Origin of the sequence: Streptomyces sp. NPDC014734 (assembly GCF_043083325.1) — a bacterium.
Lineage (GTDB): Bacteria > Actinomycetota > Actinomycetes > Streptomycetales > Streptomycetaceae > Streptomyces.
On sequence record NZ_JBIBYN010000002.1, the window covers coordinates 386,479 to 407,018 of the forward strand.

Genomic DNA, 20,540 nt, shown 5'->3' on the forward strand with positions numbered 1-20,540 from the left:
GGCCCGGGGCCCCCCCCCCGCCGGGGGGGGGGGGGCCCGCCCCCCGGGGGGGGGGGGCCCCCCCCCCCGCCCCCCCCCCCGCGCCGGGGGGGGGGGGGGGGGGCGGGCCCCCCCCCCCCCCCCCACGCTCCGCCCAGCACCGACCGGAGGTCGCCCGCGTCGGCGGCCGGCGCCGCTCACCGGCCCCCGTGCGAAGGGCGTCCCTCCGGGACGGCTCAGCCTGGCCCGGCTCGCAGCCGGCCGGGCCGTCCGGGCCGCGGGCGGCCCTCCCGCCCCGTCCGGACGCCGGGCCAACGGGCGTGCCCTGCGGGCACGACGGCACTGTCCATCGCGCTCCGCGCGACCACGGGCGGCACCTCCCCGACGGAGAAACGGCACGCCGCCGACTGCACCACTGAGAGACCCCGAGGAAAACCCCATGCCCGAGAACGCGTTCGCCGTCCAACATCCGGTCGCCCTGGCAGGAGACCCCTCTCCGCAGACCTGTCTCCAGGTCGCCAGGCAGGCCGCGATACTCGCCGTCACGGCAGCCGACGACGCCATGACCGCCGTATGCCACGCCCGATCCGGAGCCGCCGCCCGTCTGGAGGCAGTCATGTATGCGGCCCACAAGGAAGCCGTCGAAGCCGAGCAGCACGCCGACCGTGCCGAGCAGTACGCCGACGATTCCACCATGCCGAGCAGTGCCCCCTTGTACTGCGCCCGTGCGGCCGTCGACCACGCTGTTCGGGCGCAGTCGGCCGCCGGAGTCGAGACGACGGCCGCCGACCTGCGGGCCGAGCTGGACCGGAAGCTGACGGCGGCCGAGTACGCCGAGCGGGAGACCGAATGCCACCAGGAAGAAGCCGAGCAGGAGGCTGAGGAGCGCGCGGTCACCGGCATGGACCGGGAAAACCGGGACAGGGCGGCGAGGAACCGGTATCTCGCCGAAGGGCACGTTGCCGAACTCGGTTGGACGGCGGGACACGTCCGGGTGCTGGAGGCCGCCGAGTCCGGGCGCCTGTACTGGCGAGACGGTAAGGCCCGGCAAGCAGCCCGGCGCGGCGAGTGGACCAGTGGCCGGCGGGTCAGCCGCGACCGGACCGAGGCCCTGTTCGCCGCACGGTTCCTCGTTGCCGTCCGCCAGGACGACAGCACCCGCGTACTGACCCCCAGCCCGATGGGCCAAGTCGCCCTTGAACTGGCCCGGCTCCACCCCGCCGGACTCCACGACAGTGACCGGGCCTCCTACGAGGCACGGTTCGCACGGGTCCGGCGACGCCACAAGCGCCGCGACGACCAGAAAGCCGCAGCCCGCGTGCTCCCGCCGCTCGATTCCAGCGCCCGGAACCTGTACCGGAAGCCGGTCACCCTTACCGAACAGCGGGCCCGCGCCGAGTGCGACGCGGCTGATCGATGGGAGGATGAGGGCGGCTTCTGCCCCGGCACCGGGACTAGGCAGGCGGCAGCCGACCCAGCCGGCAAGCCTCCCATCCGGCTCACCCTGCCTCTCCACCAGTACACCGTCGTGCAGCCCACCCTCTGGTGAAGCAGACGGGCAGCCGACTGGAACGGACGACGACCACGTTGTTGATCACGGTACGGCCGGGCTATAGGGCGGATCGGCCGCAGCAGTTCCGGATCAGTCGGCTCAGATATTGCTCAAGTTCCGCATGGAAGCGCCGAGTGCGCGGTAAATACTCTTCATGCTCTGGACTAGCTTTGACTGGGGAAATGTACCCACGTGGATCTCTGCGATCATCACCAGTGGGTCATTTATGGTCGCGACCTCCGTTTATCGGCAAAACTCAAAAGACAAAACGCGTGAGCAGGCCGGTAAGGTGACGGTGAGTGTGCCCGAGAATGTGGGTAGGTATGACACGGTGTACGCGCGGAATGACTCCGAACTTCCGGTTTTTCGTCTACGGATCGTAGCCGCCGACCAACGGCATGGAAAAAACGAAAAGAACATTTTCACTGACATCGATTGCTCAATCCATCGAATTAATCCAGGTGAAACCCTCACCCTAAAATTGCCGACTATTGACGTCGGTGACGGTCGGGAATGCGTCCCTGCTAAAAAGACGATTTGTGGAATTGCTTTCTTCGATGCAGATGGTCGACACTGGATGCGCATGAATGACGGATTCCTGTTGCAGAGACCTGATCATCGAAACAGTAGGCACGAAAAACGGCACTACCGGCAAGATCATTACCAGGCCAATGAAGAGTTGGCCTGGCTTACGGCCCCGGCGTCAGTTGGGCAGAATCCCTTGGTGCCTCTTCCTGGCCAACGAAAGATCCCAGGGATGCGAGGTGGGTTTCGACGTTACGGACAAGTTTCGAGACCGGGCATGCAACGGCCGACCAGCTGAATTTTCTTGAATTCAGAAAATTCCCGGTCGTTGGGGGTGGGTGCCGGCGAGGGTGGAAAGGCTGCCTCCGGCGGGTCCTACTCGGAGGGGGTGGGGGCTTGTTGGTCGGGTGCGGCGTGGTTGTGGTGCGGGTGGTGAAGGCGGGGTTCCCTCCTCGGCCGGACACCCCAAGGGGCGTACCAGGAACCCGGGCACGGCGTCCAGGCCGAGCCGCTTCGCGGTCGCTGCGCGAGCCAGGACACCGCGCCCGGAACCCTGGTACGGCGGAGCTGTCCGACCGAGGAGGGAACCCCGCCCAGGCCCGTTGTGGCCGGGCCCGGCCGAGCGGGTGCGGGTCGGGGGTACGGGAAAAGCCCAGGTCAGAGCCCGTATTCAGGTTGACCCAACCCCTAGAACGTGGTTTAATTAGTGATGTCGGAAGGGGAGGGCAACCCCCGACTGGCAGCGGCAGGCCGACCGGCCGCCGACAACCTCTCTCACCAGGAGATAGAGATGGAACCGCGCTCCACTGTCGCAGAGTTGGTACACCCGATCGCCATCGCGCTCGGCGGGAACTGGCGACCGCAGCAGGCGTACCACGGTGTCCAGGGGCTGGACCACGCCGCTACCCTTACCCACCTTGATGGCCGTCAGCTTCACCTTTCTGAGCGGTTCGACGACCCCGGTCACCTGCACATCCGAGGTGCATTCCCCGCCACGGACTACCCGTTTCGCAGGGGCGAGCGCGACAGCGTCCGAGTCGCCATGGTTGAGGAACCGGCGGACATTGCAGCCCGAATCTCTGCCGACCTCATCCCCACGCACCACGATGTTCACGAGTTGGTGACCGAGCACAACCGTGCCCAGGCTGAGACGCGGCGGAATGTCGAAGAAGCCGCCCGAGACCTCTCCGCCCGACTCCCCGGAGCCCGCACGCGAGTGGACGGCACATCCGCTTTCGTTTACATGAACCTTGAACCCGGAGAGGTTCGAATCGGGCTCGATGGCGACGCGGTGAGCCTCGTACTCAACGATGTGCCCCGGATTATTGCCGACGCCGTTGTGTTCGCGGTGAGCCGATTTCTCCCCAGCGTTCAGACTCCCGAAGACGAGTACGGCGAATACGTCGACGGATACGCCCTCTAATTTCCGATGTTTCACGGCGGCGCGCTCCCGTTGCGCGCCGCCCTGGCAGAAAGGCCCCAGGGTGAGCGCCGAAGTATTCACGATCGAGCCTCGATGGATTGTGCAGGCCCCGCATCTGCGGTGCACGCTCAGACGTGCCCTTGCACTCCAGGCCACACAAAATGTGTGGTCCAGTGCCGAGCACATCAACAACGCCGTAACGATGGTCTACGGCGGCCAACTCCCAGACTCCGGCCGATGGGAGCTGACCCGTTCCCAACTCCGCACACTCAAAATCGCCATTGAGTGGCGCAGGGGAAAGTGCGCGGCCAGTGACAAGACGACCGCCCCCGATATCCTCGAACACTGGACACAGATAGAGGACGAGGTCATAGTCGCATACCGGGCCGTGAGCAACGAAGCGGGTTTGTGCTGGATTTAGGGGGTTGCCGATCATCCCAGAACATGGTTTAATTAGTGGTGCCGGAAGGGGGAGGGCAACCCCCCGACCGACGCCGTGGGGCCGGTCGGCCCCGGACGATCTCTCACCAGGAGGACGCGACATGTCCCGCAAGCCGAAGATGACCGACGAAGAGCGCCGGGCCTACTCCGCCAAGATGCGCGGTGAGCTCGAAGCCGTCATGGATCGTGCGTACGGCGCGATGGTCGCCCGCGAAGACTTCTGGGCCGCTGTCATGCGTACGGCCGCGAACCTGACCCACCCGGACCGCGACGACCGCAGCCCCACCAACTGCATCGCCGTCGCCGCCCAGCACCCCAACGCCACCCACATACTCAGCTCCGGCGACTGGCGAAAGGTCGGACGCTTCCCGGCCAAGGGCTCCACCTCTCTCCGTATCTGGACGCCGATCAAGCGGCGGCCCGAGGAGGGGCAGAGGGCCATGGCCGCAGCCGTCGACGGCGGGCAGCGAGAGGCCCCCGACGAGACCGCCGGGAGTGAGGCGCGCAAGGTGTCCGGCTTCAAGGCCGGGCCGGTTTTCGACATCAGCCAGACCCACGGCGACGCTTACGAGCCGCCCGCCGCCGCCCCGCTCGCCGCCGAGGTCATCCGCGATGTCCTGGTGAACCAGTACCGCGACCAGTACCGCGAGGACCCCGAGCAGGCCGGGGGATTCGACTTCACCCAGGAGGCCCCGGACAACGCCGTCCGCATCCTCCTGTACGGCCACGCTTGGCGATGCATCTCAGAGGCGGACGCCCCCCTTCCCGGCCAGCACGCCGCCGAGGTCGCCTCAGCCGCGCACGTTGCCGCGCTCATCCTCGGAATCGCTCCGGGCCCCGCTGTCATGCCCCCGCTCGCGGGCATCGTCACCCAGGACAGGAAGCCCCCGGTTCATGGGTCCGCCGTACGGGTCATCGAGACCGGCCGCGCCATCGCCCGCGCTGTCAGGACTGCCGCCGAGCGCCGCCGCGAACTTGCCGTGGCCGGTTGACTCAACCCGAAGAACATGGTTTAATTAATGGTGTCGGAAGGGGGAGGGCAACCCCCCGACCGACACCCCCGCCGGGGCCGACCGGCCACGGCGGAATCTCTCACCAGACAGGACACGACATGCTCACCACCGAACAGAAGTTCACCGTTCAGGACTTCCCCACCGCGACGCTCGTACTGGCCGGACCCTGGTTCCGGGGCCACCAGCTCGAAAGCCGCCCCGCTGTCGTCGTCGGCCCCTTCGGCGGACCGGAGCGGGCGGGCGAGGCCGCAATGGCCGTGGTCTGGTACTTCACCCTCGGCGACCCGGAGCCCGGCGACAGCGTCCAGGCGATGTTCCCGGACGAGCTGACGCCGATTGACGACACGCTGACCACGATGCACCAGGACTCGTTCCGCGACATCGCCCGCAGCCTGCGCCGGGGGCGTTTCGCCTACGACGACGGGGACGCACTTCGCGCCGCAGTGGGTCAGGCGTGGGGCCATCGGACCGGACTCATCGAACCGGCCGTGAGTCACACGGGCTATCAGGTCTGCGGTCACTGCGGTGCCGAGTCCGGCCCTGAATTCAGTCGCTGCGGATTCTGCAACATCCACTTCCACGATTTCTAGGCATAGCGAACGAACCTAGGACCGTCGGCCCGGGGGAGGGCAACACCTCCGGGCCGACGAACTCAAGAGGGAAGCGGACACCCCTTCGGGGCGGCCGGACAGGTCCGGTGCGTTCACCGCCGCCGGCCGACTCCGCCGCAGGCGGCTCCGTCGGCCGACGACGGGCACCGGACCGCAGCGGACGCGCCCCGCGGGGGCGCGACAGCCCCTGTCGTCGCGCAGGCGCGACGACCCGCAGGCCGATCGTCCCTCACGGCCCGCGCCTGTGGTGCAGCACCGCTGCCAACGCAAGGTCCGCCCTACGGCCGGACCACAACTCTCACCAGAAAAGACCCAGTTCAGTGACTATCGAGATCACCCACACCCGCCGCGAAGGCACCCTGATCGAGGGCACCAGCCGGGGCGATGGCTCAGCCGAAATCCTCAAGCTCCGCGAGTACGGCCGCACTCAGCGCCAGCCCTTCCGCTGGAGCAGGAACCTTGACTGCTGGTACCTCCCGCACAGCCGTGACCACGCCACCTACACCCCCTCACTCGAACGCCTCGCCCAGCGACTCCGAGACGCGGGCTTCGAGGTCACGCTGACCATCGACAACGCCGACCGCCGCTCGTTCTCCGAGGCCCAGGAGGAGCGGGAAGAGAAGGCGGAAGGTCGGGCGGAGAGATTCAGCGGGTACGCCGCCACCGCCGCCCGGAACTCCGAGGGCGCGTGGAAGAAGAGCCACGAGATATCCGAGCGGTTCGCCGGTGGTCAGCCGATTCTCATTGGCCACCACTCCGAGGGCCGGGCCCGCCGTGATCACGCGCGGATGGACGACGCGATGCGCAAGAGCATTGGTGAGCAGGACCGTGCCGCCCACTGGACCGGCCGGGCGCAGGCCGCCGCGAACTACCAGCAGTTCAAGAAGGATCCCGGCCGCACGCTCCGTCGTCTCGACAAGCTGCGGGCCGACCTCCGCGCGGTCGAAAAGTGGCAGCGCGGGGAGTCAGCCAAGGGGTTCTCCCGGAACCCGGCAGACCCGGAGCTGAAGACCGAGCACCAAGAGCTGGCCGAAGAGATCGCCCACTGGGAGAAGGTCATCAAGGACGCCGAAGCCGAAGGCTTCAAGGTCTGGTCGCGGGCCGACTTCACGCGCGGGGACTTCGTTCTCTACCGCGGTACCTGGTACGAGGTCCTGCGGGTCAACCCGAAGTCCGTGACCATCCCGCACATCCACAACAGCATCGGCAAGCGCATCGTCCGCGCCACCGGCAACCAGTACGACGACTGGACATGGACCGCCCCCTACGACGGCGTGTCCGGGCGCAAGAGCGCCGCCGAGATGCAGCAGACGCCCCAGGCCCCGGCCAACGAACCGCAGGAGCCAGGCGAGCAGTCCCCGGCGGTCGAGGAACCGGTGCCGGTCGGGAAGCCGACCCCTGCGGCGGGCCCCGCCGCAGGTGCGAACTCGCAGGACGGCATGGCACTGGTGCTGATCGCCTCGAAGGGCTCCAACCGCTCCCGCAAGCGGCGTGCCCTGTGGGCGATGACCCGCCGCGAAGCACAGGCCGTATGCGGTGACCCCCGCACCTCCGGCCGCTCCTACATGCTCACCTGGACTGACCGGCCCGGCACCGAGGACGCCGACTGGGAATGGATCCCGGACAACGGCAGTCACGCCCCGGTCCTAGACGAGCTGGGCATCACCCCGCGCCGTGAGTGGACCGCCGCCCCGCAGTCCCCGGCCGAGGCCGCGTAAGCACGCCCCCGCCCGCCCCGGCGGCCGAGTTCGCCGGGGCGGGCCCCTCTCTCACCAGAACAGGGCACCACCATGACCACGCAACTCCTCGAACGACCCGCGACCGCCACCGTCCCCTACACCGAAGCGGGCAGGCTCATCGTCCCTGATGCCAAGGGCACCACCACCATCCCGACCTACCGCGTCGGTGCCCCCGACATCCAGTGCCGATACCCCGTGATCGTCGGCGAAGACCAGGTCATCGGCCGTGCCTACCGCTGGCATCGAGACTGGCTCGTCCTCACCACCGAGGGCGAACACAACCTCCGCCGCCCCCCCAAGGGTGTCCCCGGCACCGACATGGCCGCCGCTCATCTCGCGCAGCAGTATGCCGCCGGCCGGATCTGCGCCATCCCCCTGGACCAGGTGCTTGCCGAGGCTCCCACGCCGCTGTGTGGGCCGGTGCCTCTCCTGCACCCGCGGATGCCAGTCACCGATCGCAACACCCAGGGCGCCCAGATCGCGTTCGCGGGACTCCGGGCCCACCACTGGCGGGCAGTCCTCACCGGGTTCCCCGGCAGCGATAACCACTGGTACCTCAGCTGTGAACTGTGCCCGTGGGAAGGCCCGAAGTTCTGGAGCCACCTGCGCGGACGCAACGGAGAGCCGCCGAGCGCGCGCCGTCACAAGGGTGGATGCATCGGAGAAGACAAGGTCCGCCAGCTGATCCCCGCTTACCAGTAGCAGCCCACTGGGGGCGGCGGCCGCACGCCGCCGCCCCCGCCCTCCCGAAGGACAGCACCGTGCCTACCCGCCACACCCCCGAAAGCCTCGTCATCGCGGACACCCCCGCCGCGATCCTTGAATGGGCCGCCCGCCACATCGAACACGTCGGCATCCACCAGGGCCCGCACCTGTTCGCCGGTCCCGGCCGTACGGCTACGTTGCCGTGCTGGCCGCGCGGCGCCCTTGAAGTCGCCGCCGGCCACGGGCGGGGAGCCGCCGGCCGGACGTACGACTGGGACCGCATCGAACGCGCCCGCGACCAGGCGTTCGGCATCCTCGCGGAAACCCTCACCGGTCACCCCGTCGACGCCGACGAGCCCGCCGCCGCGAATGACCTGCACCGTGCAGCCATCGACCAATGGAGCGCCGAACCCGGTCGTACCAGCACGGATGCCGCCCGCGCTTTCCGCGCCGCCGCGATCCGCGCCGCCCACGCCCTGTTCTGACAGCCCCGCCCAGAACCCCGAGTCACCGAAAGCCAGCACGATGGACGAGACGACAGAACTCCGCAGCCCCACGAGGACGCCGAGCCGCCGAGGAGCCGCCACCCCGAGCCGGGACGGCATCCACCGGATTGGTGTGCCGCTCCACCCCCGGCTCAGCGCGTCCGAGCTGATCCGCGTACTTCTCGCGGCCCCGGTGGAGGTCGGACTTCACACCCTCGAACCTGTACAAGTCCGAGCGCTCATCGCCGACATGCTCACCCAGCACGGCTACGACGTGCTCGACCGATCGCCGTACCACTCGGAACTCGACCGCCACCAGGACGCCCGCCGTGCAGTGCGCCGTGCGTACGGGCCGCGGTTCCTCGACGCCCCCGACGAACAAGCCGTACTCGCTGATCCGCTCCGCGAAGTGCTCGACGCCGCCGGAAGCAGGAAGTCGTGACCACCACCGTCACCGAGCCGACCGGAGCACGGGCACGGCAGACGTACTACTGGCGGGTGCGCAACGCGCGGACGCGCCAGTCACCCGCGAGCGCCGGGCAGGCGTGGCACATCCAGCCCGGACACCCCGGCGGCGCGTACTGCGATCTTGGCCACGAGCTGCACCCGCCCGCACACCACACCCCGACCCTGCTTTCCCGCAGCCGGCCGACCGGCCGCCGGGCGGACGAGCAGGAGTTCCGGGGCGCGTGTCTCGCGTGCGAGTGGGAAGGCCCCGTGCACTCCGGCGACGGGTTCGGGGACGGCGACAACGAGGCGGTGGAGGATGCCCACGACCACTGCTTCCCCGGCTGGCGGACGCTGCCGCCGATCACCACCGTCGAGGACCGGTGGGCCGTTCCGCGGAGCCGGAGCCGCTGGGCTCAGCTCATCTCCCGGTACCCGGCGGGCTGGGTGGACCGGGGCGCCCCCGTCGTGGCCTGGAGACGGTACCGCCGCGAGGCTCACGCTCCGCCGCACGCGGGACGCCCCCGCTACGAACTCCGTGTCACCCGGCCACCGCGCGGCCGGGGCCACCGCCCCGCAGATCAGGGGCCCTCTTCTGACGACCGCCGTCCTGCGGACCAGGGCCCCGCCCCGGCTCGAACCAAAGGTGGTTTAATTACTCCGCCGTCAGCGGAGCGGGCAACCTCCGATTGGCCGCGCGTCCCACGGGACGACAAGCACCCAGACAACAGATGACGGCCAGCGCACAAGGGCAACAAGGCGCTGGCCGTCGGTGTCTCTCTCACCAGAAAGACCACACCATGATATGTGACCGACACCCCGACTGTCCCCAGCCCGGTGACATCGCCCAGCTCACGAGGGGTAACAGCATCGGCGCTGATCCCACCGACACCTTCGTCATCGTCGAGGACTTCCCCCCGACCGGCCGACACCTCGTGCTCAACCTGCCCGTCGACCACCCCGGCCGCGCCGACTGGGCCGCCGCCGTCCCCCTGGCCGACATAGCCACCCTCACCCGGCTCGAACCGGCGGGCAGCCGTACGTGGACGCCGGCCCCGGACACGGACGACATCCAGTGACCGCGCCGAGCGGTCACGACCACGACCAAGAACAGGAGGCGACCGTGCCCCGCAAGACTGCCGGCCGCACGCTCTACTCACGCGCGGACCTGCGCAAGGTCCATGGCATCAGCGAGCCAACGCTTCAGAACCTCTGGACCGACCGGGAGAACAACGGGCACCCGCCCGTTGCCGAGACCATCGACGGCGTCATGCACTGGGATGGCGACGTATGGGCGACGTGGCACCACGAGCTTCAGCGGCAGCGTGCCGCCGCGAACACCACCAACCCGCCGAAGCTCGACGGCGACCCCGAAGAGATGGTGGGCCCGGCAGAGGCGGCGAAGGTCTGCGGGTTCGCCGACTCCGCCACCGTCTCCCACTACGTCAAGAACCCGCCCGAGGGGTGGCCGGCACCGGACGACTGGGACAAGCTCCCGACCCGGGATCGCCCGAAGTGGAAGCGCTGGAGGCTGTGGCAGTACCTCGCGGACCGAAAGGGCCGTGGTCACGCCGGCGGGCGGCCCACGGGCCGCCGCGGACTGGCCTACCCGTACCAGGGGGATGAACGGCTGACCCTTGCCCGGCAGGCCATCGCGGCGAACCCAGGCGCGAAGAACGCCGAGCTGATCCCCCAGCTCCAGGTGCAGACGGAGAAGACCTACTCTCGCCCGACCTGGAACCTGATCCTCAAGTCCGCGCGAGAGCACCCCGAGGAGTGACCCGTGCCCGATACCCGCTGCCCGCGCTGCGGCGGGCCGCTCGGTGAACGGCCCGCACGTTCCCGGCTGACCATTGACCGCGAGGTCTTCATCTGCACGACGTGCGGAACAGACGAAGCTGTGCGCGAGGCCACAGGGCGCACACCGGTGCCTTTTGGGGATTGGCCGGCGAAGTAGCTAGGCGCAAGGGAGAGGGGCCCACTTTCGGTGTGGGCCTTCTCCCTTGCGCTTTCGCACAACTTACTTGTCAAAGGCGGGAACGCAGCTCGGCGGGTCGAGACACTTCTTCTTCAGATTCCGCAGCGGTGTCATCGGCCAACAAGCGCCGTAGCAGGTGCCGCAGGGTGGCGAGGCACCACAGCTTCAGGCATGAGGGCCAGGCGCGGACACGGCGCCAGAGCCGACGGGCCCATACGCCGTACCACCAGATGGCCATGGGTAGCAGCAGCAGGTACAGGAACAACCAGAGGGACGGTGTCACGATCAACCTCACGCAGGGCTTGGGCACCCTCGCGCGAAGCTATACGGCGAGGGCGAACTTATTCGGACCGGAGGCCAGGCCCATCCCGGGAGCGCGAGGTACACATGGCGCGGCCAGCCGCGAAAGGCCACATGGCGACGATTCGGTGCGGGGAACCGTGACGAGGTGCGCGAAGAATTGGACACAGCCCGTGAGGAGGCGTTGTGCCAAGGCCAGCAAGAGGGTTGAAAGGGCATGCGCCGCGTCGGCGATGCCTCCAAGCTCAGCGGCTGTGGGACGGTGTCCGTGCCGGTTGAGACGACTCACCTGCTGAGTCAGCTGATCGACAAGCCGGAGTACAAAGGTCTCAGTCTTACCGGAACCCGCGGCATGCCAAAGAATGGACTTCACTGAAGAGAGCTGGTGCTGACCATCGAACCGCGCGCGAGGGGTGGTCATTGGCGCCGGGCCTGACGTGTGCAGCAGTCCGGAAGTGCTGCACGGGATGCCCGAAGCGCCCTCCGCCGTACGGAGAAGGACGCGAGCGATGTCCAGTCCTTCTGGAAGGCTGGAAAACGTCGTCGGCTCGACGATGAGCCAGGGGTTAGTCGCCAGATCGCGCAGCCGAAGGATGGCCGAGTGCAGAACCCCCACGCGGCGTAGCTGGATTTCGCGAGACAGCACGCCGGGTGCCAGCAGACTGCTGTACTGCTCCGCCACGGGATCGCTCGGACAACGGTCGCTCACGGGGAAGAGGCTACGCCATTCCCACTTCTGATCGACGCCGTTCTCAGGAGAGGGCATTGCGAGGACCGTTGTCTCGCCCATCCGTCCATGCTGCGGCCTCTTGGTCAGACCAGAGTATCCGTCCGCCCGACGCACGCGATGCGAAGCATCCGCAGCCGTGCGACGACCTGCCGGTGCACACGGTCGTCCGTACCAGACGCGCGCAGCGCGCGGTAGACCAGGTGGTGCAACTCCGTGATCGTTGCAGCAGGCAGGACGAAAACACCGGAGATACTGAGGCCCGTATCGATCTTGTTGGAGAGCGTACGGCGGAGGGCGCCCCACGCCTCCTCGACCGCATGCTTTTCCTCCGGTGAGGCGCGGAACCTTTCCAACTCCAGGATCAGCGTGTGGGCGTGCTGGTCGAGGGCGGCGCACAAGCGGCGTACGCGGACGAACACCTTCAACGAGGCGCCGAGAACACCCAATGTCACGGTGGCCATCACCCCGACAAAGACTGTGTTGTACGGGCTGTTAGTCCGGAAGTGCTGCAACAGCAGGAGAACACCGACAAGGCCGCACACATGGACCGCGACCCGCAGGGGCGCGGCACGCCGCAGCCGACCGGGGAGCCGCTCGTACGCCCAGCTCGACGGCTCGACGCCGGAGCCATACAGGGAGTGGTACGCCCACACGAGGAACAGCAGCATCGTCGCCATGGCGCGGTCGGCCGGGGCCAGCAACAAGGCCACGCAGACCACGAACAGGGCGGTAAGGGAGATATAGGCAACCAGCGGTGCGGCGGTCAGCCGCCGCTGGGACTTTCGAGGTAGCTCCTCGATCATCGGCCGCAGTAGCCAAGCGGCCGCAATGCTCGTGACCACGCTGAACGCAAGGCTGAGGCTGAGAAGGGCGAGGCTGCTCGTCCCTACAAGCACCACGGTGAACTGCACTGTGATGGTGGCCACGACCAGGGCGCACCCCCAGCCAGCCTGCCAGGTCGTGGAGTGATCGCGCATCCACTGCGCACCCCGTCGCGCGGCCGCAGTCGGGTGGAAGGCGGCAGCAGCGTGCTGAATTGACTGGATCATCGTGCTCCCCGTAGTGCGTGGCTCCTCGCTGTCTTCCTCCAGGGCCCCGGACGGCCGCTACTGCCAGCCGGTCCGAGTCCCAGCCAAGCAGCCAGGTAACAGCCCCAATCAGGAAGCGCATCCTGCCAAATCAGGATGGATAAGCGAGAGGGACCCCTGCCAGCAGGCGCCCCTCTCGCTTATCCATCCTGAGACTGAAGGACCAAGGTATCGTCACTTCGTGACGATACAATCAGCCAAAGCGACTGAAAATGACCGGATGAGTGCGGGGGGTGAGCGGGCCGGTGGGATGGGTGACCATGATCGGCCCCTCCGACGAGCAGGTTGAGTACCGCCTTACCGGCGGCCATGGCTGCGGGAAGTCTGTAGCGGTCGACGCTGCCCCCCTCGTTGCCGCCATCGAGGCCAAGGCCGAAGCCGCCGGTGCGCCCGTCGCCTCCCTGCTCGGCTCACACGAGGCCAAGCGCGCCTTCTTCCGCGCCCGCGGACTCATCCGCAGCAAGGGCGCCGCGCGGTTCACCGGGTTCGACGCCGTCGAAGTCGCCGCCGCCGCCGGACTCGATGCCCGCGACCTCTACGGCGAACAGGCGCTTCCCCTACGGCCCGCCGACGGACAGGTGGACTACCACCTGGACGCCAGCGAACGCCCTCTGGTCTGGATCGGAAACGGCCTCACCGAGTTCGATATCGCCCCCGGCAGCATCCTCGCCCCCGAGCACTTCCAGGCCGCCCGACGCCTCATGCACGGTGAAGACCCCCGGACCGGGCAGACGCTCGTAGAACCCAAGCTCGCCATCGCACCAGCCGCGAAACTCCCCGCCGCCCCGCTGGCCCGCGCCCTCCGCCGGGCCGCAGCCGAACGCAGCGTGACTCCCGTCTCCCTGCTGGACTCCAAGCGCAAGCAGGACGCCTTCCGAAGGATGGAGAGCCAGCTCAAGCGGTTCGGGGAATCGCACCGCGTCCCCGCCTCCACCGTGCTGAAGCTCGCCGACGCCGTCGGCATCGATGCCGTTGACCTCTACGGCGAAGACATGCTGGAGAAGGCCGTGGCCGCCGAGGCGGGCGGCCACCTGGACGCCCGTGGACTCCTGCGCGCCGTCGGTGTCCGCGCCACCAAGACAGGCCAGCAGCCTGCCGACCTGTTCACCGCCGCGTCCATGAAGCGCCGGTACACCCAGATTCAAGGTGAAGGTGAACGGCGCCTTCGGGACCTGCCGATGGACGTGCGCGAAGCCGTCGCGATGGCCAAGGCGGCAGGACTCGCGCCCGAGGATGTGTGGGACGCCGAGGAGATCAAGGCCGCTCTCCTTGAAGGGCGCGTCCAGGTCGGCAACTTCGGTGCCGACGTCACCTTGGACCTCGCGAAGTCGAAGTCCGCGTTCCTCGCCTACGCGCCCGAGGAGATCGCCGCCCAGGTCGAGGGCATCTACACGGCCGCCGGCCGCGAATCCATCGGTGCCCTGGAACGGTGGACCGCGTACGCCATGCGCGGTCACCACGGCGACGGCGACGAGGCGGAGACCGTTGGGACGAGCGGGTTCTCCGGCTGGATGATGGTGCACCGCGCCGCCCGCCCAGTGGACGACGCCCTGTACGGCGACCCCCACTTCCACCTGCACTTCACCTTGGCCAACATGGTCAAGAGCACGGACGGCAAGTGGTCCACGATGGCCAGCGGGGGCCGGGACCTCCACCGGCACGCCCGAGCGACCCAGTCCCTCATGAACGCCCGAATCCGCAGGGAACTGACCAACACGTTCGGTATCAGCTTCCGCCGCGAGGAGCGGACCGGCGCGTGGGAGATCGCAGCGATTCCCGAGGCCACGATCCGGCTGTTCAGTAAGCGCGACAGCCAGGTCCGGGACCTGCTGACGAAACTCGGCATCGACTACGACAGCGCCACGACCAGGGAGCGCACCGCCGCCTCCACCGCGTCCAAGGCCGCGAAGAACGGCGAAGCCGCCGGAGTCGAGGACGATGTTCTGCGCGCCTACTGGCAAGCCGAAGGACGTGCCGCCGGTGACGACCCCGACGCCATCGCAGCCAGCGCAATGGAGCAGGACCGAGCGGGCCAGAACCCCTCTCTGGACGAGCTGTGCGGCAAGGTCTTCGACCCGAAGACCGGCTTGACCAGCCACTCCAAGGAGTTCACCCACGCCGCCGCCATCGCCGCCGTGCTCGACGCCCTCCCGTACGGAGTCGCGAACGCCGACGAGGCCGAACAGCTCACCAGCTCCGTCCTCCGCCACGCTGGCTACGCGGTCCAGCTGAACCCGAAGGGCGCCCAGCACTTTACGCACGCCGACCGGTACACCACGGCGGACGTCGTGGCCGCGGAAACGCTCATCGTCGCCGAGGCCACGAACCGTCTCAACGAGCAGGCCGCAGTCGTCAGCCGCGACACGGTCGGCATGACCCTGTCCACCGTCGAGGCCCAGCACGGCGGCAGCTTCGCGTTCTCCCATGAACAGCGCGCCGTCCTCGAACGGCTACTCACGGCAGGGCACGGGATCGACGCGGTGGTGGGCATCGCCGGGTCGGGCAAGACCACGATCATGGACACCGCCCGGCAGGCATGGGAGGCCCACGGCCTCGTCATCGCCGGCGCGAGCACGGCCGCCGTCGCCGCCGCGAACCTCAAGGCCGAAGCCGGGATCTCCTCCCGTACCCTCGCCTCCTGGCTCACCGGCATCCGCAACGGCGGCCCCGGCCTCACGGGCGTTGACGTACTGGTCGTGGACGAGGCCGCCATGTGCGATGACCGCGACATCGCCGAACTCCTCACCCACGCTGCGATGACCGGAACGAAGGTCGTTGGAATCGGTGATCCCAAGCAGCTGCACTCGCCTGGCATCGGCGGATCCTTCGCCGCCGTGCATCACATCGTTGGCGGGCTCAGCCTCAACGAGAACTTCCGGCAGAAGGACCTGGTCGAGCGCCGGGCGCTGGAGCTGTGGCGTGACGACAAGCGGGTGGAAGCCCTCCGTACCTTCGCCGGGACGGGCCGCGTGCACGCACTCGCAGACAAGGATGCGAGCCTTGCCGCGATGCTCACCGTCTGGGCCGACAAACGCGCCGCGCACACCGACGACCACACCGCCGTGCAGCAGCTCCTCATGCTCGCCGCCACCAACGAGATCGTAGAGGAGCTGAACACAGGAGCCCGTGCACTACGGAAGGCGAACGGCGACCTCGCCGGTCCCGAGCATGCCTACGCGCTGCCTGGCGGCGGCGAGCTGACGCTGTCCGTCGGAGACCAGGTGCTCCTTCGGATCAACGACTACCGGGGTAAGAAGAGCCGAGGCGCGAACGAAGACGTCCTGAACGGCTACCGCGGAATCGTGCGCGCGGTGGACGAGGAACGTCGGGTATTGGTCGAGTGGCGCGAGAAGACCGCCGACGGCCACCGCGACGTTGCCGAATGGGTCGATGCCGACTACATCGCACAGGGCGGGCTCAGCCTCGGATACGCGATCACCGGCCACAAGTCCCAGGGCCTCAGCGTCCAGGAGGCCCTGGTCTACGGGCCCGGCGCACAGGCAAACGCTCTCTACACGATGATGTCGCGGGACAAGAAGGAGTCCCACCTCTTCCTGCCGCTCTCCGTCTACGAAACCGACGCCGACCGCGCCCGTGACGGTGACGCGCTCACCGAGCAGGAACAGCTTGACTGTGCCGTCGCGGGCCTCATCCGCGAGATCGAGAACGGCACCGAGGAGCGCATGATCCTCACCGAACTCCCGATGAGCGCAGTCCCCGCCCATGTGCGCCAGGCCGTAGCTGATCTGCCGCCCTCGCGTGCTCCAGGCGCCGGCGAACCGCATGACGTGGACGCCCCCGAAGAAGAAGCGGAGTCCGAGAGCCGATCCAAGCCAGCAACCGCCAAGCGGCGCGAGGAGACGAACACGCCTCCGAAGCCTGTGCCGACGGCTGACCGTCCATACGCTCACCTCAGCAACTCAGCCTTGCGCGACGCTGCGCGCAAGGCTGCCACAGCGGCGCGCGCCACCAATGGCGCTGCCGAGAAGGCGGAGGCCGCCGCCAACCGCGCCGAGCAGCAGGCCGCCGCGGGGGCAGGTCCGAACGCGCTCGCGCTCAACCGCCGACACCAGGATGTTGCCGAACGGGCGGCGGCGATCCGCGAGGTTGGAGCGCTGGACAGCACGATCACGGAGTGCACTGACCGACTGCACGACACGCAGGCGCGTATCGAAGGACTCGAACAGCGGCTGGCCGCCGTCGGCCGCTTCGGGCGTCCGGTGCTCCGTGGGGACGGGCGGGCTGCGGTCGAGGCAGATCGTGAGCAGCTGCTTCGTACGTGTGCGGAGACCGGTCGGGAACTGGAGCAGATGAACGCGAGGCTCCACGACGTTGCCCAGCAGGCTGGGCCCGTCAGCGAATACGAAGCCGTGCTCATGGAAGCGGACATGCCGCAGGAGGAGAGGGCCGAGCTTCAGCGACGTGCCAAAGACATGGACAACCAGGCATGCAAGCAACTTCGAGCCGAGGCCGCCAGGGCACGCAGTACTGCTCACGGCGCCGACCACCGAATGTCGGGCCTTCAGAATGAGATGGCCCTGCGAACTCGGCGTGGGCGCCACGACGCCGAGGAATCTGCAGAATCGTCGGCCCCGAAGCATGAGTCCCCGTATGCCAACCGCACAGCGCTGGACTACGCGCAGCCCAGTTTGCCGGACACGGCGCAAGACACACCGCCCGTATAGGAGTGCGGGTAAGAACCCTGTCATCGATCCTGCTGGCTTATTAGCCAGCAGGATCGTCACCAGCCGCAAGCGGGATCTACTCCGGGACTTCGCTGCCCGGACGATGCCTGAACAGACCGCACGCTGACCTGAAATCGGCCTCTCATGTCAGATCGGCGAGGTCGCGGACGGTTGCGGTTCCGGACCGGACAATCCAGATCCCGCTTCCAGGTGGCGTCTCGTCCGAGCGGGCTTTGAGGGCTTCGATGTCTACGACCGGGGGCCATTGGGTGCTCTGCGACCAATGCACTCCGCTCAAGTCGAGGCCCCACAGGTTGGTGTCGCGCAGGTCGTCATGGGTGAAGTCGTCCAGGAGCGTGCGCACCGATGCGGTATCGAGTGCAGGGTGTTCTCGATGTAGGGCCAAGCCGATGGCCCGGCAAACCTCATTGGTACGGATCTCGATGAAGGCGTCGGCGAGGTCGAGGGCGAGGTCAAGGTCACGGGCGAGGTTGTGGGCGCGGGCGAGGGCAGCGGCGAGGACGCGGGCGCGGGTGTCGAGGATGCGGGTGGGGTCGAGGTCGAGGCCGAGGTCGCGGACGTGGTCGAGGTCGAGGTCGCGGACGAGGTCGAGGGTGGGGCCGAGGGCGAGGTCGAGGACGCGGGCGAGGGCGGGGGCGAGGATGCGGGCGCGGGTGAGGACGAGGGCAAGGGCGCGGTCGAGGTCGCGGATGCGGTCGTGGGCGCGGTCGAGGACCAGTTCACGGGGGGAGTCGCTGTAGAGGTCGTCGATGCAGGTGCGGGCGAGTTCGCTGGCGAGGCTGAGGACGTGGGAGTCGTGGTCGCGGTCGAGGGCGTGTTGTGCTGCTTTGACATCGGGGTACTCGCGTAGGGTCATGCGCTCTGCGGGGCTGAGTGCGGGAAGGGAGTTCCCTGCGCGGGGGTGGCGGTGTGTGCCAGATGCCTGGGGCCGGGGTGTGGGCGGAAGGATGCCGGCCAGTCCGGCTTCGGTGTCCAGGACGGTGCCGAGGGCATCGACGGCGGTGTCGTGGTGGGAATGGATGAGGATTTCCCGCAGGCCGGCTTCGATGTCGAGGACGCCGTCCAAGCTGTCGTCCAGGGTGTGTTGGTGCTGGCCGAGCCGGTTACTGACGGCCTGGTCGTCGTAGTCGTGCGTGGGGTAGTCGGTCACTGTCCTTCCTCCCCTTCCTTGATTGCTTCTGCTACTGCGCGGCGGGCTTTGCAGAGACTGGCGCGTACTGCGTCATTGCTCATACCGAGTTGTTCGGAGATGTCGCCGGGGGTGAAGCCGGACAGGTGCCAGGCCATAACTTGGCGCTGCCGGGGCGGGAGGCTACGCAGCAGGGGCAGCAGGTAGTGGCGGGCCTCCCAGGCAGCGATCGCGTCCGGGTTGGCCAGTAGTGACGTCGGTGCCGGTACATGTTCCACGGGCTGCTCCTCGCAGGAGGTAATCCTGCGGAGCAGCGCGCGGGAAGCGACGGTGTGTACCCATGCCCGGGGATGATCGATGGTGCCCCAGCGCTCGTAGGCGGAGAGCATGGTGTCCTGGGCGATGTCCGCCGCGACATGCACGCCGGCGCCCTGATTGACCAAGAACCCCACCAACGAGTGGACCGTGGCGCGGTAGAAGGCGATGAACGCCTCGTCCTTCGCTTGCCGTGCGTAGTGCTGCGGGTCCGGCTGGTCCCTTGTCCTGGGTGCGACGGCCGGGTTCTCAGGACCGTCTCCAGGTTCGTGGATACTCACGCTGCCGTATCCTCCCGGTGCCCCTCAGCGCGGGAGATGCTCACACGCAGCCGGTGACCGTCACGGTCCTGGTCATCGAGTTCCACCCGGCTGCCGACGGCCACCTTCTCCGCGATACCCAAAAGGTAGTCGTGGCGGCACTGCTCACGGCGCGACCGCCAGCGCAGGCGCAACCAGAGCCCCCACAACGCGAACGCCTTGGCGCTGACAACCGAGCTGATAGTGATCACGATCGTGGTCGAGTCCATCCCCTGCCTTCCCCTGATGCCGGGTGCGCCCCGGACCGAGTCTTGTGCAGAGGAGAGGCTGAGAGAGCCTTGATCGTGAACTTCAGGCTGCGGAAACTTCCGCTACGCAACAACCAAGTAGACGTATCGCTGTTTGCGGCTGGTGACGATCCCGCTGGCTAATAAGCCAGCAGGATCGTCATCAGCCACAAGCGGCGGATCCAGTTCGCAGGCCAGGGCGGCTCAGGCGAGGGGTACTGCCCCTTCTCGGCGCGCCGCTTGCACGCTCCCCCGCACGCCGTAATGCGCTCTGCTCTGACGGCCGGTACAGGGATACGGTCGCTCCCAACCGATCCAGCGGGTGGCTGCCCCGCCCGGTTCGAAGGGGTCCGATTGCGTCAGCGCATGAGACTTTCCCTGCTCGCGTCCACCGCACTGGGCGCGGTCCTGCTCCCGGTAGGCACCGCCGGTGCCGCTCTGGCCACCCCGGCCACCGTTCAAGCACCGACCGCGGTGGCGGTGACCTGCCGGGGAAGCGTCGACACCGGGACCTACTGCGGTTACGACCTCAGCAACGCCTACACGGACCGCGGCGACTCCGGTCCAAGGGTGAAAGAGCTTCAGGCCCTGCTGATCTACCACGGCTACTCGGTGGGCTCCACCGGTGTAGACGGCTACTTCGGAGCCGGCACGGAGTCCGCCGTGAAACGCTTCCAGACTGCGGAGAAGATCCGCGCCGACGGCATCGTGGGCGCGACTACCTGGGGGTACCTCCGGGCCTAGCGCCCATCAACGACGAGCGCAGCACGACGAAACGCCCCCTGGCTCCGGCCAGGGGGCGTCTTTCCGCGATTCTGCAATGCGAC

The 20,540-nt window shown here is 68.1% G+C and carries 19 protein-coding genes; 14 read left to right on the top strand and 5 right to left on the bottom strand.

What is annotated here, in order from left to right; translation table 11 throughout:
- Positions 1–418 precede the first annotated feature (418 nt).
- The 12 genes from ACF1CT_RS05585 (at position 419) to ACF1CT_RS05640 (ending at position 10,700) form a co-directional block, all read left to right on the top strand.
- Positions 419–1,528 (top strand): hypothetical protein, encoded by a 1,110-nt coding sequence (locus ACF1CT_RS05585; RefSeq protein ID WP_391782454.1) that lies wholly within the window; start codon positions 419–421, stop codon positions 1,526–1,528.
- Positions 1,529–1,685: 157 nt separating this feature from the next.
- Positions 1,686–2,354 carry a hypothetical protein gene (locus tag ACF1CT_RS05590; protein WP_391782455.1) on the top strand — a complete coding sequence of 223 codons (669 nt, stop codon included), beginning with the start codon at positions 1,686–1,688 and terminating at the stop codon, positions 2,352–2,354.
- 492 nt (positions 2,355–2,846) lie between these two features.
- Positions 2,847–3,479 (top strand): hypothetical protein, encoded by a 633-nt coding sequence (locus tag ACF1CT_RS05595; protein ID WP_391782456.1) that lies wholly within the window; start codon positions 2,847–2,849, stop codon positions 3,477–3,479.
- Positions 3,480–4,021: 542 nt separating this feature from the next.
- Positions 4,022–4,912 carry a hypothetical protein gene (locus ACF1CT_RS05600; protein ID WP_391782457.1) on the top strand — a complete coding sequence of 297 codons (891 nt, stop codon included), beginning with the start codon at positions 4,022–4,024 and terminating at the stop codon, positions 4,910–4,912.
- Between the two features lie 119 nt (positions 4,913–5,031).
- Positions 5,032–5,523 (top strand): DUF6409 family protein, encoded by a 492-nt coding sequence (locus ACF1CT_RS05605; RefSeq protein ID WP_391782458.1) that lies wholly within the window; start codon positions 5,032–5,034, stop codon positions 5,521–5,523.
- Positions 5,524–5,864: 341 nt separating this feature from the next.
- Positions 5,865–7,262 (top strand): DUF3560 domain-containing protein, encoded by a 1,398-nt coding sequence (locus ACF1CT_RS05610; protein WP_391782459.1) that lies wholly within the window; start codon positions 5,865–5,867, stop codon positions 7,260–7,262.
- Positions 7,263–7,334: 72 nt separating this feature from the next.
- Positions 7,335–7,985, top strand: coding sequence for a hypothetical protein (locus tag ACF1CT_RS05615; protein ID WP_391782460.1), 651 nt, complete (start codon positions 7,335–7,337; stop codon positions 7,983–7,985).
- A gap of 59 nt (positions 7,986–8,044) precedes the next feature.
- On the top strand, positions 8,045–8,473 hold the full coding sequence (locus ACF1CT_RS05620) for a DUF6197 family protein (RefSeq protein ID WP_391782461.1): 429 nt from the start codon (positions 8,045–8,047) through the stop codon (positions 8,471–8,473).
- A 40-nt stretch (positions 8,474–8,513) separates the two neighbouring features.
- On the top strand, positions 8,514–8,915 hold the full coding sequence (locus ACF1CT_RS05625) for a DUF6181 family protein (protein WP_383930845.1): 402 nt from the start codon (positions 8,514–8,516) through the stop codon (positions 8,913–8,915).
- Positions 8,912–9,655, top strand: coding sequence for a DUF6349 family protein (locus ACF1CT_RS05630; protein ID WP_391782462.1), 744 nt, complete (start codon positions 8,912–8,914; stop codon positions 9,653–9,655). The genes ACF1CT_RS05625 and ACF1CT_RS05630 overlap by 4 nt, the downstream gene beginning before the upstream one ends.
- A gap of 65 nt (positions 9,656–9,720) precedes the next feature.
- On the top strand, positions 9,721–9,999 hold the full coding sequence (locus ACF1CT_RS05635) for a DUF6211 family protein (protein WP_383930850.1): 279 nt from the start codon (positions 9,721–9,723) through the stop codon (positions 9,997–9,999).
- A gap of 44 nt (positions 10,000–10,043) precedes the next feature.
- Entirely contained in the window at positions 10,044–10,700 is a 657-nt protein-coding gene (locus ACF1CT_RS05640; RefSeq protein ID WP_391782463.1) for a hypothetical protein, read from the top strand.
- A gap of 520 nt (positions 10,701–11,220) precedes the next feature.
- Here ACF1CT_RS05640 and ACF1CT_RS05645 read toward each other — a convergent pair.
- The gene (locus ACF1CT_RS05645; RefSeq protein ID WP_391782464.1) at positions 11,221–11,988 is read right to left on the bottom strand and encodes a hypothetical protein; all 768 of its coding nucleotides are present in this window, start codon (positions 11,986–11,988) and stop codon (positions 11,221–11,223) included.
- Positions 11,989–12,011: 23 nt separating this feature from the next.
- Complete coding sequence (locus ACF1CT_RS05650) at positions 12,012–12,977, bottom strand: hypothetical protein (protein ID WP_391782465.1); 966 nt, start codon at positions 12,975–12,977, stop codon at positions 12,012–12,014.
- Between the two features lie 299 nt (positions 12,978–13,276).
- Between ACF1CT_RS05650 and mobF the strand changes: the two genes are divergently transcribed.
- Complete coding sequence (mobF, locus tag ACF1CT_RS05655) at positions 13,277–17,701, top strand: MobF family relaxase (RefSeq protein WP_391782466.1); 4,425 nt, start codon at positions 13,277–13,279, stop codon at positions 17,699–17,701.
- 142 nt (positions 17,702–17,843) lie between these two features.
- Here mobF and ACF1CT_RS05660 read toward each other — a convergent pair whose 3' ends face one another.
- Genes ACF1CT_RS05660 through ACF1CT_RS05670 form a run of 3 tightly spaced genes read right to left on the bottom strand, consistent with a single transcriptional unit; the run spans position 17,844 to position 19,695 of the window.
- Positions 17,844–18,872, bottom strand: a complete 1,029-nt coding sequence (locus ACF1CT_RS05660; protein WP_391782467.1) for a hypothetical protein — start codon at positions 18,870–18,872, stop codon at positions 17,844–17,846.
- Positions 18,869–19,447: an RNA polymerase sigma factor gene (locus ACF1CT_RS05665; protein WP_391782468.1), complete on the bottom strand. Its 579-nt coding sequence runs from the start codon at positions 19,445–19,447 to the stop codon at positions 18,869–18,871. The genes ACF1CT_RS05660 and ACF1CT_RS05665 overlap by 4 nt, the downstream gene beginning before the upstream one ends.
- Complete coding sequence (locus ACF1CT_RS05670) at positions 19,444–19,695, bottom strand: hypothetical protein (RefSeq protein ID WP_391782469.1); 252 nt, start codon at positions 19,693–19,695, stop codon at positions 19,444–19,446. The genes ACF1CT_RS05665 and ACF1CT_RS05670 overlap by 4 nt, the downstream gene beginning before the upstream one ends.
- Before the next feature lie 384 nt (positions 19,696–20,079).
- On the opposite strand from ACF1CT_RS05670, the gene ACF1CT_RS05675 reads away from it, so the two are divergent.
- The gene (locus ACF1CT_RS05675) at positions 20,080–20,457 is read left to right on the top strand and encodes a peptidoglycan-binding protein (RefSeq protein ID WP_391782470.1); all 378 of its coding nucleotides are present in this window, start codon (positions 20,080–20,082) and stop codon (positions 20,455–20,457) included.
- Positions 20,458–20,540: the final 83 nt, after the last annotated feature.